Genomic DNA, 13,943 nt, shown 5'->3' with positions numbered 1-13,943 from the left:
GCCCGGGGCACACCGGGCGATGTATCGGCGCGATCAGTGAATCAGCCAGCTCAGCAGCCACAAGCCGAGGAACAGCCAGACCAGTCCGCCGATGATCGAGCCGCGGAAGAATGAGCGAACGGCCGCGACCAGCAACAGCAGGCCGATGACCAGCGCGACCAGGCTCAGCAGCGAGCGGTCCATCCCCAGCGTGCGTGACAACCCCTCGAGAAAGTTGTGCCCGGCGCGGGCAAACAGGCCGAAGAAGTCGGCCAGCCCTTCGACGATGAAACGTATGACGGTGCCGAGTGCCTGACCCAGCCACTCGAAGAATCCTTCTACCGGCATCTATCACTCTCCCAGATCGTTCGATTGCGGTGCGCAAGCGCAGCCCTGGGCATTGGGCTGCTGGCCGGGGCCGAGAGTTCAATGGCAGAGGGGGGAACAAGCGCGGCGGATGAGGGTCGGAATGTCCCTGCGTAGTGCGTGACGCATCCGTCGCGATTCCTGCCTTCATTCAACTGCAACAAGTCCCGGGCAGCCTGCCCACACGACTTCAACGAGTAGACACCATGCGAGCCCTCGCCATCGCGCAGCTGGGACGACTAGCGACGCTGCGCCCCTTGAGCTGGGCCTGTGGCCTGCTGCTGTTCTGCCTGCTGTACCTTGCCGTCACGCTGCATCTGGATGAGCGGCTGTTCTACACACTGAAAACCACCTGGCATGAGAACAGCTGGGAGCGTCGCAGCCTGTGGCTGCCGGAATACCGGGCGAGAATCGATGCGTTGCCCGTGGCAACGGTGAAGGACAACCTTTCCGGGCTGACCTACGACGAGCGTCGTGGTCACCTGTGGGCCGTGGTCAACAACCCCGAGGAGCTGTTGGCGCTGGGCCGTGATGGTGAGTTCATCGCCCGCTATCCGCTGCAGGGCTTCGAAGACGTCGAGGGCGTGACCTATCTGGGTGACGACCTGCTGGTGCTGACCGAGGAACGCCAGCAGGCGCTGGTGGTACCTGGCCGGCCCGCTGCGCCGCGCCGATGCACGCTCCATCACGCTGGCGCTGAACGAGGCGGACAACACCGGTTTCGAAGGCGTCGGTTACGACCGAGCGGGCGATCGTCTGTTCGTGGTCAAGGAGCATTCGCCGCGCAAGCTCTATGAAATCCACGGCATCAAGCGCAGCCTGGCCGGCGACATGGACATCAAGATCATCGACCGCCAGGCCTGGATCGACAAGCTGGACATGGCCAGCGACCTGTCGTCGGTGCATTTCGACGAGCAGACCGGTCATCTGGTGCTGCTCAGCGACGAGGCGAAGATGATGCTGGAGCTGGATGCCGAGGGCGAGCTGGTCAGCTTCCGCTCGCTATGGCGCGGTTTCGCCGGGCTCGAGCGCAGCGTGCCGCAGGCCGAGGGCATGACGTTCGACGCTCAGGGCAATCTCTATCTGGTCAGCGAGCCCAATCTGTTCTACGCCTTCGAGCACGAGTGACCAGGTTAGCCACGCTGGATCAGCCAGACACCGCCGAAGATCAGCAACAGGCCGGCCACCTTGCCGAGGCTGATGGGCGACTGGCGGAAACCGGCCCAGCCGAAGTGGTCCAGCAGCAGCGCGACGAACAGCTGCCCGGCCAGCAGCAACGCCATGAACAGCAGTGCGCCGGTACGCGGTGCGGCGAAGGCGGCGGTGGCGATAAAGAAGGCGCCCAGCAGGCCGCCGGTCCATTGCCACCAGCTCAGTGCCTTGAGGGACTGCAGCGCCGGCAGGTCGCGCTGGGTCAGCACAATGAGGAACAGGGCCAGAGTGCCGACAGCGAAGGAAAGCAGCGCCGCGCCCATGACGTTGCCGAGCTGGCGAGCCACCTGACCGTTGATTCCGGCCTGCAAAGGCAGCATGGCTCCGGCAATGAACGGCAGGGTGAGCAACCACCAGGCAACAGCAGGCATTTCAGGTCTCCAAGGATCAGCGGCGCGACAGTATGGCGAGCGCGGCAGTCGCTCGCCAGCACCGCGGCAGGTTCAGGCGCTTGGCTCAGTGCGGTGGGTATTGCGACAGCACCCGCGCCACCAGCTCGCGCATGCTGCCAGCGCGCTCGTCGGGCGTGCCCTGGCGGCTGCGCAGTACCTGTTCGGCACTGCCACGCCAGACCAGCTTGCCGTCGGCGGCGTCATACAGATCGATCTGCAAGGTGCCGACCTGATAGTCGATGGTGCGGGTATCGGTGAACATCGGTCCGCCCCAGTAGCCGTACCAGGGGTTGCCCCAGGCGCCGGAAGTGGTCGTGTATTGCTGGGTGCGCTGGTCGACGATGTACCAGGCCTGCACCTGCACGCCGGCCGCGGCACTCGCCGTGGCGGGCCGCAGTCCGCGCTGGTCCAGTTGCTCGGCAATGGCGTCGCGGATGCGCTGCTCGGTGAGGTCGCTCTGTATGCGCGGGTCATCCGGCCGGTACTGCAAGGCCGGCTCTTTCCAGCTCCAGGCGCGATAGGCGGAGAAGTCCCGTGTCGGATCGAAATCGCGCTGCACCTGCGGGCCCTGGCAGGCGACGAGGGCGAGGAGTAGGGGAATCAGCAACAGACGGCGGAACATGATCGTTCTCCAGGGAAGGGTCTGCTCAGTCTAGGCCCGGCGCCTTCGTTCGGCGCGTAGCCACTTGCCGCACTCAGCGCGGCGGATAATCGGCCAGCGCCCGCTCGACGGCCTGGCGCACCGCATCTTGCTGCTTGGCCCGGCTGCCGCTCAGGCGCGCTTCGGCACGGTTGCTCCAGACCGCCTGGCCGGAAGCCGCGTCGAACATCTCGATGCGCACCGAGATCACGTCTTCCTCGTAATTGCGCACGATGGGCACGCTGGTGCCGATGCCATACCCGGTGCCGTAGCCACCGCCGTAACGACCTACGCCGACATGCGGGCCGTAGCCGTAGTTGTCGTAGGTCTGGCGGACTCGGGTTTCCTTGCTGGCGCTGGCGCTGACCCGTACATCGCCCGGAGCATTGCCCGGTGCCGGCCGCAGGCCATGTTGATCGAGGGCGCCGGCGACCATTTCCTGCAGTTCTTCGCCGCTGATCGAAGCCGTACCCGCTGGCGGGCTGCGCCAGCTCCAGTGCTGGTAGCTGGAGAAGTCCCGGGGCGCGGCCGGGTAGGTGGGCGCCTGGATCTGTTCCACCGGAGGGGCGGGCGGTATCGGCGCCGATTCATCGGTGTATGGGTTCTGGCTCTGGCAGGCCGCGAGGGTAAGGCAGAGCAAGGGTAAAAACGCGCGGGTCGACATGGAAACCTCCGGGCCGGCTCAGCGTGGCCGGCACAACCAGTGCAGATAGCGCCCGAGGCCGGCGAAGGTGGGATGGCGGCGGTAGGCCAGTTCCATCTCGATGAGGTCGGCCGGCTCGGTGCGGGCCTGGAAATCGGCGGGCATGTAGTCATGGAAAACGCGCACGCCACTGCTGGATTCGACCTGCCAGTGCGGCGCGAGTTGCGCAGCCAGTTCGCGTGGGTCCAGCGGTTGCTGCGGGGTCAGGCTCTGTCGTTCGCCGGCATAGGTCTGGCTGCGCAGCTTCTTGAAGTGGCCCTTGAGCAGGTTGCGGTAGATCAGCGCATCGCGGTTGTAGAAGGCCAGCGACAGCCAGCCATCGGCCGCGGTCAGGCGGTGCAGCACCGGCAGGATCGCCTGGGGCTCGGCGAGCCACTCCAGCACGGCGTGGCAGATGACCAGATCGAAGCGGCCGTCGACATGCGCTTCCACCTCCTGCCAGGGCGCCTGGATGAAGGTGGCCTGCTGACCGGCGTCGGCGAACTGCTGGCGGGCGCCTTGCAGCATCGGTTCGGCGGGCTCGGCGAGGGTGACCGCATGGCCCTGCTGCGCCAGCCAGAGGCTCATATGGCCGAGCCCGGCGCCGATGTCCAGCACCCGCAGCGGGCGCGGCGGCAGGATCTCGGCCAGGTCGGCCTGCAGCACGGCCAGGCGGATCGCGCCCTTGGCGCCGCCGTAGATCTTCTCGGCGAAACGCGTCGCCAGCTCGTCGAAATGGCGGTCGCTCATCGGACGAAGCGCCGCTCGTTGTCGGCCAGCTTGTCCAGCAGCGCCTGTTCCATGTCGATCCCCAGCTCGCTGCACATCAGCAGCAGGTACATGAGGATGTCGCCGACCTCCTGGCCCGCGTGCTCGAGCTTGTCGACCGATAGCTGGCGCGACTCGTCCTCGGTCTGCCACTGGAAGATTTCCACCAGCTCGGCCATTTCCACACTGGCGGCCATGGCGAGGTTCTTCGGGCTGTGAAAGCGCTGCCAGTCGTTGCGATCGCGGATCGCATGCAGGCGCTGGGTGATCTGTTCGATGTTCATCAGGGGAGGCGGGCTGTTCGAAAGACGACAAGCTTCCGCCAGTGCGTCGGCGCCCGCAAGAGGGCGTCAGCCGCGGCGGACCTTCAGCTCGCGCTCGATGGCGATCACGCCGGGGCGGTAGTCGCCCTGTTCGATGGCGCGAATGGCCTGCTCCAGCACCTGCTCGGCGATCTGTGCGTGCTGCTGGGAAATCGCGTTGACCCGGATCGGCAGGAAATCCAGCAACTGCGCATCACCGAAGGTGCCCAGCCGCAGCTGTTCGGGCCAGAGCAGGTTGCGCTCGCGCAGCGCGTCGAACACGCCTTCCAGCAGCACGTAGGCGGTGGTGATCAGCGCATCGGGCAGCGCGCCGCGGTCGAGCAGGGCGAGCATCTGCGCGCGGCCGCAGGCGCGGCTGAACTGCTCGGCACGCAGGATGCTGACCGGCCCGCGGTGCTGCGCCAGTGCCTGCTGGAAACCTTCCTCGCGCTGCTGGCTGATGCGCAGCGCCGGGCGCGCGCTGATCAGGGCGACATGCGCCTCGGGCGGCACGTCCAGCGAGCGGGTCAGCTGCGCGCCGGCTTCGCGGTCGTCGCTGACCACCGAACAGAAGTGCTCGGCATCCAGCGCACGGTCCAGTGCGATCACCGGCGTGCCGGTCGCCTGGACCTTGCGGTACCCGGCATCGTCCGCCGGCAGGCAGCTGGCGACGATCAGCGCATCGCAGCGTCGCGAGCGCAGCACCTGGATGACCTGGCGCTCGGTGTCCGGCTCGTCGTCGGTCCCGGCGATCAGCAACTGGTAACCGCGCTGTCGCGCACGCTGCTCGAGCAGCTTGGCCAGGCGTGCATAGCTGGGGTTTTCCAGGTCCGGCACGATGAAACCGAGGGTCCGGGACTGGCCGCGGCGCAGCCCGGCGGCCTGCTGGTCGAGCTGAAAACCCTGCTGCTCGGCGACCGCCAGCACGCGCTCGACCGTGGCTGGACTGATCCGTCGCTGCGCGGCCTTGCCGTTGAGCACGTAGCTGGCGGTGGTTACCGAAACGTTGGCGAGGCGGGCGATGTCGGTCAGTTTCAACTGGGGGCCTAAGACGGGTGGTATGAACTCGGGCTTCTAGAATTACCCAATATTGCGTAATGTGCCAGCTTTGGCTGAAACGTTTCAGCAGCTCTCAGGTCTGAAGCGCCAGCCCAGGATTCGGGCAATGCCGGCGCATCGTCGGCCACAACAATCGCGAGCCCCGCAGGAGTTCTTCATGCTTGAGTTGAATGCGCAGCACATCCACATGCATCAGGTCGCGGCGGACAAACCGGCCGCGCTGGCCCGGCTCGGCGAGGTGCTGGTCGCCGACGGGCTGGTGGCGCCCGGCTACCTGGACGGCTTGCGCGCACGCGAAGCCCAGGGCTCGACCTTTCTCGGCCAGGGCATCGCGATTCCCCATGGCACCCCGGAAACCCGCGATCAGGTGTTCACCACGGGCGTGCGGCTGCTGCATTTTCCGGAGGGCGTCGACTGGGGCAACGGCCAGCAGGTCCACCTCGCCATCGGCATCGCCGCGCGTTCCGACGAGCATCTGCGTCTGCTGCAGCTGCTGACCCGCGCCCTCGGCGAGGGCGACCTCAGTGAGGCGCTGCAGAAGGCCGAAAGCCCCGAGGCGATCATCGCGCTGCTGCAGGGCGCGCCGCAGGAACTGGCGCTCGATGGCGAGCTGGTGGGGCTGGGCGTCGCCGCCGAGGACTTCGATGAGCTGGCCTGGCAGGGCGTCAAGCTGCTCAAGCGCGCCGAATGCGTGGTCTCTGGCTTCAATGCCGGGCTCGCGCTCGACCAAGCCTTGCCGCTGGGCGAGGGCCTCTGGTGGCTGAGCAGCGAGCAGTCGGTGCAGCGACCGGGGCTGGCGTTCGTCACACCCGCCGTGTCGCTGGATCATCACGGCCAGCCGCTCAACGGCCTGTTCGTGCTGGCCAGTCTCGGTGAAGCGCACCGGGCGATGCTCGAGCGCCTGTGCAACCTGCTGATCGAGGGGCGCGGCGCGGAGCTGAGCCAGGCGACTTCCAGTCGCACAGTGCTCGAAGCCCTGGGCGGCGACGTGCCGGCGGACTGGCCGAGTGCCCGGGTGCCGCTGGCCAATGCCCACGGCCTGCACGCACGGCCCGCCAAGGTGCTGACCGAGGTCGCACAGGCCTTTGCCGGCGAGATCCGCGTGCGCCTGGCCGGCAGCCAGAGCGCGGGGGTGTCGGCCAAGAGCCTGAGCAAGCTGCTGGCGCTGGGCTCGCATCGTGGGCAGGTGCTGGAGTTCATCGCCGAGCCCTCGATCGCCGACGATGCCTTGCCGGCGTTGGTGCGCGCGGTGGAGGAAGGGCTCGGCGAGGAAATCGAGCCGCTGCCAGCCGGCGGTGAGTCGGCGGAGCAGCCAGCCGCCACCGTGCAACTGCATGAAGCCGCCCAGGATGTGCTCGCCTTGCGGGCCGGCGAGCAGGTGATCGGCATCGCCGCCTCGCCCGGCATCGCCATCGGCCCGGTGCTGGTGCGCAAGCCGCAGGCGATCGACTATCCGCGGCGCGGCGAATCGCCCGCCGTCGAGCTGCAGCGGCTCGACGCGGCGCTGGACAAGGTGTTCGCGGAAATCGGCACGCTGATCGCGCAGAGCCAGGTCGCCAGCATCCGCGACATCTTCACCACCCACCAGGCCATGCTCAGGGATCCCGCCCTGCGCGAAGAGGTGCAGGTGCGCCTGCAGAAAGGCCTCAGCGCCGAAGCGGCCTGGATGGAGGAAATCGAAAGCGCGGCGCAGCAGCAGGAGGCGCTGCATGACCAGCTGCTCGCCGAGCGTGCGGCCGACCTGCGCGACGTGGGCCGCCGCGTGCTGGCCTGCCTGGCCGGTGTCGAAGCCGAGCAGGCCCCGGATGAGCCCTACATTCTGGTGATGGATGAGGTGGCGCCGTCGGACGTCGCCACCCTCAATGCCCAGCGCGTCGCCGGCATTCTCACCGCCGGCGGCGGCGCCACCTCGCACAGCGCCATCATTGCGCGGGCGCTGGGTATTCCGGCCATCGTCGGCGCCGGGCCCGGTGTGCTCGGCCTGGCGCCCAACACCCTGCTGCTGCTCGATGGCGAGCGCGGTGAGCTGCTGGTGGCGCCGAGCGATACGCAGCTCGAACAGGCCCGGGGCGAGCGCGCCGCGCGGGAGGAACGCAAGCGCCTGGCCCATGAGCGACGTCTGGAGCCGGCGATCACCCGTGACGGCCATCCGGTGGAGATCGTTGCCAACATCGGCGCCGCCGGCGAGACGCCCGAGGCGGTGGCGCTCGGTGCCGAGGGCATCGGCCTGCTGCGCACCGAGCTGGTGTTCATGAACCACGCTCAGGCGCCGGATCAGGCGACCCAGGAAGCCGAATACCGCCGTGTGCTGGAAGCCCTCGAAGGCCGGCCCCTGGTGGTGCGCACGCTCGATGTCGGCGGCGACAAGCCGCTGCCGTACTGGCCGATGCCCGCCGAGGAGAACCCCTTCCTCGGTGTGCGCGGCATTCGCCTGAGCCTGCAGCGGCCGGACATCCTCGAAACCCAGCTGCGTGCCTTGCTCGCCTCCGCCGACGGCCGGCCGCTGCGGATCATGTTTCCCATGGTCGGCAATATCGAGGAATGGCGCACCGCCAAGGCGCTGGTCGACCGCCTGCGCGTCGAACTGCCGGTGGCCGACCTGCAGGTGGGCATCATGATCGAGATCCCGTCCGCCGCGCTGATCGCGCCGGTGCTGGCGCAGGAAGTCGATTTCTTCAGCATCGGCACCAACGATCTGACCCAGTACACGCTGGCCATCGACCGCGGCCACCCGACGCTGTCCGGCCAGGCCGACGGGCTGCACCCGGCCGTGTTGCGCCTGATCGGCATGACGGTGGAAGCCGCCCACGCGCAGGGCAAATGGGTCGGCGTCTGCGGCGAGCTGGCCGCCGATGCGCTGGCGATACCGATGCTGGTGGGGCTGGGCGTTGACGAGTTGAGCGTGTCGGCGCGCAGCATCGCGCTGGTCAAGGCGCGGGTGCGCGAGCTGGACTTCGCCGCCTGCCAGAGGCTGGCTCAGCAGGCCCTGATGTTGCCCGGCGCCCATGAAGTGCGCGCCTTCGTCGGGGAGCACTGCTGATGGCGCGCGTACTAACCGTCACCCTCAATCCCGCGCTGGATCTCACCGTGCAGCTGCCCGCGCTGCACCTGGGCGAAGTCAATCGCAGCGATAACCTGCAGGTGCACGCCGCGGGCAAGGGACTCAACGTCGCCCAGGTCCTGGCCGATCTTGGCCATCAGCTGACCGTGACCGGCTTTCTCGGCGAAGCCAATGCGCAGCCTTTCGAGCAGCTGTTCGCCGCGCGGGGCTTTGCCGACGAATTCGTCCGCGTGGCGGGTGAGACCCGCAGCAACATCAAGCTGGCCGAGGCGGATGGGCGGATTACCGATATCAATGGCCCGGGGCTGGAGGTCGGCGCCGCCCAGCGCGACGAGCTGCTAGCCCGCCTCGAACGCCTGGTGCCTGGCCATGAGCTGGTCGTGGTGGCCGGCAGCCTGCCGCGCGGCGTCGAGGTGCCGTGGTTCGTCGAGCTGCTGCAGCGGCTCGCGCGGCTCGGTGCGCGTGTTGCGCTGGACACCAGTGGCGCGGCGCTGCGCGAAGGGCTGGCCCTGTCACCCTGGCTGATCAAGCCCAACGAAGAGGAGCTGGCCCAGGCCCGCGGCCTCGATCCGGCCAACGCGCAGGCCCTTGCCGACGAGGCGCGCCGCCTGAATGCCCGCATCGCGCATGTCGTGATGTCCCAGGGCGCCGCAGGGGTCAGCTGGTTTTCGCCGGCTGCCGCCTGGCGTGCCCTCCCGCCGAAGGTGCGGGTGGTCAGCACCGTGGGCGCCGGGGATTCGCTGCTGGCCGGCATGCTCCACGGCTTGCTGGCCGGTTGGCCGGCCGAGCGCACCCTGGCGCATGCCACGGCGATTGCCGCTCAGGCCGTCGGCCAAATCGGCTTCGGCATCACTGATCGGGCGCAACTGGCCGAGCTTGAAGCGGCCGTGCGGCTGCAGCCGCTCAGCCAATAATTACAAGAGGTGAAGGAATGAATCTGCTCATCATCACGGCCTGCCCCAACGGAATGGTCACCAGCGTGCTGACCTCGCGCCTGCTCGAGGCCGCGGCTCATCGCCTGGGCTGGTCGACCGCCGTGGAAGTCCACGACCCCAAGGCCATCGGTTCGCCGCTCACGGCCGCGCAGATCGCCAACGCCGATCTGGTGGTGGTGGTGAAAACCGGGCCGTTGTCGCTGCAACGCTTCGTCGGCAAGCGTGTCGTGCAGTCGACCCCGTCCGAGGCCCTGCTCGACCCGGAAGGCTTCCTGCGCAGCGCCGCCGATACCGCGACCGAATTGCAGCCGGTCGACGAAGCGGACGCCATGCCTTCCACCGGCAAACCCAAGCTGGTGGCCATCACCGCATGCCCGACCGGCGTGGCACACACCTTCATGGCCGCCGAGGCGCTGCGGCAGGCCGCCGCGCGCAAGGGCTACGACCTGCAGGTGGAGACGCGTGGCTCGGTGGGCGCGCGCAACGTGCTGGACCCCCAGGCCATCGAGGCGGCCGACGCAGTGCTGCTGGCGACCGATATCGAGGTGGATGTCACCCGTTTCGCCGGCAAGCGCGTGTTCCGCTGCGGCACCGGTGTCGCACTGAAGCAACCGGAGGCGACGCTGGATCGCGCGCTGCAGGAAGCGGCCGTGCTCGGCGGTGGCGTCACGGCAAGTGCCGCTACGGGGGAACAGAAGGCGGAGAAGACCGGTGTCTACAAGCACCTGCTGACCGGGGTGTCCTACATGCTGCCGATGGTGGTGGCGGGCGGTCTGTTGATCGCCCTCTCGTTCGTCTTCGGCATCGAGGCGTTCAAGGAGGAGGGCACGCTAGCCGCTGCCTTGATGAAGATCGGCGGCGAAACCGCTTTCCAGCTGATGGTGCCGCTGCTGGCCGGCTACATCGCCTATTCCATCGCCGACCGCCCGGGCCTGGCGCCCGGCATGATCGGCGGCTTGCTGGCCGGCACGCTCGGCGCGGGCTTCATTGGCGGCATCATCGCCGGTTTCGTCGCCGGCTATGCGGCCAAGGCGGTGAGTCGCTGGATTCCACTGCCGGCCAGCATCGAGTCGCTGAAGCCGATCCTGATCATTCCGCTGCTGGCCAGCTTGGTCACGGGCCTGGTGATGATCTACATCGTCGGCACGCCGGTGGCGAAGCTGCTCGCCGGGCTCACCGAGTTCCTCGACACCATGGGCACCTCCAACGCCATCCTGCTCGGGCTGCTGCTGGGCACCATGATGTGCGTCGATCTCGGCGGGCCGGTGAACAAGGCGGCCTATGCCTTCTCCGTCGGGCTGCTTGCCTCGCAAAGCTACGCGCCGATGGCCGCGACCATGGCTGCCGGCATGGTGCCGCCGATCGGCATGGGCATCGCCACGCTGATCGCCCGGCGCAAGTTCGCCCAGACCGAGCGCGAAGCCGGCAAGGCCGCGCTGGTGCTGGGTTGCTGCTTCATCTCCGAGGGCGCGATTCCCTTCGCTGCCAAGGACCCGCTGCGGGTGATTCCCGCCAGCATCGCCGGCGGTGCGCTGACCGGTGCGCTGTCCATGGCGTTCGGTGCCAAGCTGCTGGCGCCCCATGGCGGCCTCTTCGTGCTGCTGATCCCCAACGCGATCAACCATGCATTGCTCTACCTGGTCGCGATCCTGGCCGGGAGCCTGCTGACCGGGGTGGTCTATGCGCTGATCAAGCGGCCCGAGACTCAGCCGCTTGCGGTCGGTGCTGCCGCCTGACGGCAGGCCAAAAGGGCTGAACTAAAGGGCTCCGTGCCGCATCCACTACAAGCTGGCGAAGACTTTGTGTCAGAAGGTTTCGCCAGCTTTTTGCTTTGCATCGATCTGGCTGGAGACTGCGATGAGTATCGACTACGGGGCGCGGCCCCTGCGTATCACCCTGACCGCCCTGGTGGTACTGGTGCTGGGTGCGCTCATGACCATCGGCGGCGGCTACCTCGCGACGCTGGGCGGTTCCTGGTACTACCTGGTCGCCGGTGTCGGTCTGCTGGTGGTGGCCGGCCTGCTGTTTACCCGGCGGCGCGCGGCGATCTGGCTGTACGCGACGTTGCTGCTGGGCACGCTGGCCTGGACGTTCTACGAAGTGCGCTTCGACTGGTGGCAGCTGGCACCGCGGATCGACCTCTGGTGCATCCTCGGGCTCTGGCTGATCCTGCCCTTCGTCAATCGCCATGTCAGCGATCGGCAGATCTGGCGCGACGGTGCGAGCGGTTTGCTCGGGATCGGCCTGCTGGCCGGTGCGCTGATGGCAGGCTATTCGCTGACGCAGGACTACCACTCGATCACCGGTGAGTTCAGCGACGCGCAGATGCAGGGTCTGGCCCCGGAAGGTCAGGCCGGACGCCGGGCCAGCGAGTGGACGGCCTATGGCGGCTCCGACCGGGGCGACCGCTATGCACCGGCGGACCTGATCACACCGGCCAATGTCGGCAAGCTGAAGAAGGCCTGGGAGTTTCACACCGGCGATCTGCCGGGCGAGGGCGACCCTGGTGAGATCACCTATCAGGTCACACCGCTGAAGGTCGGCGACAACCTGTTCATCTGCACCCCGCACAGCATCGCCATCGCGGTGGATGCCGACACCGGCGAGGAGCGCTGGCGCTTCGATCCGAGCATCAATCGCGATGCCGAGTACTACCAGCACATGACCTGCCGCGGTCTGGCCTACCACGACGCCACGGCCTACAGCCAGGCGCCGGCCTCTGCGGCCGAGCCGGCTGCGCGTTGCGAGCGCCGATTGTTCCTGCCGACCAATGACGGCACGCTGATCGCCCTGGACGTTGCCGACGGCAAGCCCTGCGAGGACTTCGGTGATGCCGGCACGGTGGACCTCAAGGCCGGGCTGGGCGAGGGCGCGCTGGGCGTCTACCTGCCGACTTCGCCGCCCGTGGTGACCGAGAAGCTGGTCATCGTCGGTGGCTCGATCACCGACAACGGTGCGGTGGATTCCCCCGGCGGGGTGATCCGCGCCTATGACGTGCGCAGCGGCGAGCTGGTATGGAATTTCGACCCGGGCAATCCGGACGCCACCGAGCCCCTGGCCCCCGGCGAAACCTACGTGCGCAGCACGCCGAACTCCTGGACGATCGCCACCGCCGACGAGTCGCTGGGGCTGCTCTACATCCCCACCGGCAACCAGACGCCGGACCAGTGGGCGCAACCGCGCACGCCGGAATCCGAGCGCTTCACCGACACCCTGGTGGCGCTGGACCTGGCGAGCGGCCAGGTGCGCTGGGAATTCCAGACGGTGCACCACGATCTCTGGGACCGCGACCTGCCCTCGCAGCCCACGCTGGTGGATATCGACGGGCCGCAGGGCAAGGTCCCGGCCATCATCCAGCCGACCAAGCGCGGCGACCTGTACATCCTCGACCGGCGCACCGGCGAGCCCATCGTGCCGGTCGACGAGATGCCCGTGCCGCAAGGCACCGACTACGGCGAGTTCACCGCGCCCACGCAGCCCTATTCGGCCGTGAGCTACGCGCCGGACGAGCCGCTGCGCGAGCGCGACATGTGGGGTGGCACGCCGCTGGACCAGATGATGTGCCGCATCCAGTTCCGCCAGCTGCGCTACGAGGGCGATTTCACGCCGCCGTCGGAGCAGGGCTCGCTGATCTATCCGGGCAACGTGGGGACCTTCAACTGGCCGTCCGTGGCCGTCGATCCGAGCCGCCAGCTGCTGTTCGGCGCACCGAACTACCTGGCCTTCGTCTCGACCATGGTCAAGCGCAGCGACGTCGACCCGAACGAGCGCTCCGGTGGCGGCGAGACCGGTCTGCAGCCGAACCTCGGCGCGCCGTACATGGTGCGGCTGGAGCCCTTCCTGTCGGTGCTCGGCCTGCCTTGCCAGACGCCACCCTGGGGTTACGTCACCGCGCTGGACCTGCGCAGCATGAAGAAGGTCTGGATGCACAAGAACGGCACCAGCCGCGACAGCGCGCCCTTGGGCATCCCGCTGCCGGTGGGTACGCCAGCGCTGGGTGGGCCGATCGTCACTGCCGGTGGCGTGGCCTTCATGAGCGGCACCCTGGATTACTACCTGCGCGCCTACGACCTGCAAAACGGCAAGGAACTGTGGAAAGGCCGCCTGCCCGCCGGTGGCCAGGCGACGCCGATGACCTACGTGTCCGAGAAGACCGGCAAGCAGTACGTGGTGCAGATGGCCGGCGGGCATGGTTCGTTCGGCACCAAGCTGGGTGATTCCTTGATCGCCTGGACACTTGAGGAGTAGCTGATAGGGGTGGGGGGGTTAGTTGCGACGCTAGGCATGGCCGCCAGCCCCTCACCCTAGCCCTCTCCCCGGAGGGGCGAGGGGACTGGGCCGAGTTGGGTTGCCGGTCCGGTGTAGGGCGAAGCGCATGATGTTCCTGCCATCTAAGGATGGTTCGGTGGCTTCACTCAGGCCATCGTTCCCCTTGGGGGAGGAAGGGGCGAGGCCGGGCTTCGACCCATGCCGGCATAACTCGCTCGGTCATTGATTGCCTGGACGCTTGAGGAGTAACTGATAGGGGTGTGGGTTTTAGTTGCGAC

At 67.8% G+C, this 13,943-nt stretch carries 11 protein-coding genes and 1 pseudogene; 5 read left to right on the top strand and 7 right to left on the bottom strand.

The genetic code is table 11. The features are described from left to right. Window positions 1-33: 33 nt before the first annotated feature. Window positions 34-327, bottom strand: a complete 294-nt coding sequence (locus P5703_RS17280) for a hypothetical protein (protein ID WP_169917504.1) — start codon at window positions 325-327, stop codon at window positions 34-36. 224 nt (window positions 328-551) lie between these two features. On the opposite strand from P5703_RS17280, the pseudogene P5703_RS17275 reads away from it, so the two are divergent. Then, window positions 552-1,473: pseudogene (locus tag P5703_RS17275) on the top strand (SdiA-regulated domain-containing protein). Between the two features lie 5 nt (window positions 1,474-1,478). Here the strand turns inward: P5703_RS17275 and P5703_RS17270 are convergent. The 6 genes from P5703_RS17270 to cra all read right to left on the bottom strand — a co-directional run bounded on the left by P5703_RS17270 (window position 1,479) and on the right by cra (window position 5,379). Next, window positions 1,479-1,928 (bottom strand): DMT family transporter, encoded by a 450-nt coding sequence (locus tag P5703_RS17270; RefSeq protein WP_013981882.1) that lies wholly within the window; start codon window positions 1,926-1,928, stop codon window positions 1,479-1,481. Window positions 1,929-2,013: 85 nt separating this feature from the next. Then, window positions 2,014-2,571, bottom strand: a complete 558-nt coding sequence (locus P5703_RS17265) for a DUF4136 domain-containing protein (protein WP_011912172.1) — start codon at window positions 2,569-2,571, stop codon at window positions 2,014-2,016. A gap of 73 nt (window positions 2,572-2,644) precedes the next feature. Next, a complete protein-coding gene (locus tag P5703_RS17260; protein ID WP_285588367.1) occupies window positions 2,645-3,253 on the bottom strand; it encodes a DUF4136 domain-containing protein in 609 nt (202 codons plus the stop codon). Between the two features lie 18 nt (window positions 3,254-3,271). Continuing rightward, complete coding sequence (locus P5703_RS17255; protein WP_061374040.1) at window positions 3,272-4,021, bottom strand: methyltransferase domain-containing protein; 750 nt, start codon at window positions 4,019-4,021, stop codon at window positions 3,272-3,274. Continuing rightward, complete coding sequence (locus P5703_RS17250; protein WP_125883180.1) at window positions 4,018-4,323, bottom strand: nucleotide pyrophosphohydrolase; 306 nt, start codon at window positions 4,321-4,323, stop codon at window positions 4,018-4,020. The genes P5703_RS17255 and P5703_RS17250 overlap by 4 nt, the downstream gene beginning before the upstream one ends. A gap of 66 nt (window positions 4,324-4,389) precedes the next feature. Beyond that, window positions 4,390-5,379 carry a catabolite repressor/activator gene (gene cra / locus P5703_RS17245; protein ID WP_019406356.1) on the bottom strand — a complete coding sequence of 330 codons (990 nt, stop codon included), beginning with the start codon at window positions 5,377-5,379 and terminating at the stop codon, window positions 4,390-4,392. Between the two features lie 178 nt (window positions 5,380-5,557). Between cra and ptsP the strand changes: the two genes are divergently transcribed. The 4 genes from ptsP to P5703_RS17225 all read left to right on the top strand — a co-directional run bounded on the left by ptsP (window position 5,558) and on the right by P5703_RS17225 (window position 13,644). Next, entirely contained in the window at window positions 5,558-8,440 is a 2,883-nt protein-coding gene (ptsP, locus tag P5703_RS17240) for a phosphoenolpyruvate--protein phosphotransferase (RefSeq protein ID WP_285588361.1), read from the top strand. Then, a complete protein-coding gene (pfkB, locus tag P5703_RS17235; protein WP_011912177.1) occupies window positions 8,440-9,375 on the top strand; it encodes a 1-phosphofructokinase in 936 nt (311 codons plus the stop codon). The genes ptsP and pfkB overlap by 1 nt, the downstream gene beginning before the upstream one ends. A gap of 17 nt (window positions 9,376-9,392) precedes the next feature. After that, window positions 9,393-11,132, top strand: coding sequence for a PTS fructose-like transporter subunit IIB (locus tag P5703_RS17230; RefSeq protein ID WP_218650753.1), 1,740 nt, complete (start codon window positions 9,393-9,395; stop codon window positions 11,130-11,132). Window positions 11,133-11,253: 121 nt separating this feature from the next. Further along, window positions 11,254-13,644: a membrane-bound PQQ-dependent dehydrogenase, glucose/quinate/shikimate family gene (locus tag P5703_RS17225; protein ID WP_279641280.1), complete on the top strand. Its 2,391-nt coding sequence runs from the start codon at window positions 11,254-11,256 to the stop codon at window positions 13,642-13,644. The last annotated feature ends 299 nt before the right edge of the window (window positions 13,645-13,943 follow it).

Source organism: Stutzerimonas sp. FeSN7 (assembly GCF_030263795.1).
GTDB classification, from domain to species: domain Bacteria; phylum Pseudomonadota; class Gammaproteobacteria; order Pseudomonadales; family Pseudomonadaceae; genus Stutzerimonas; species Stutzerimonas stutzeri.
This window is presented reverse-complemented; position numbering and strand designations above follow the sequence as displayed.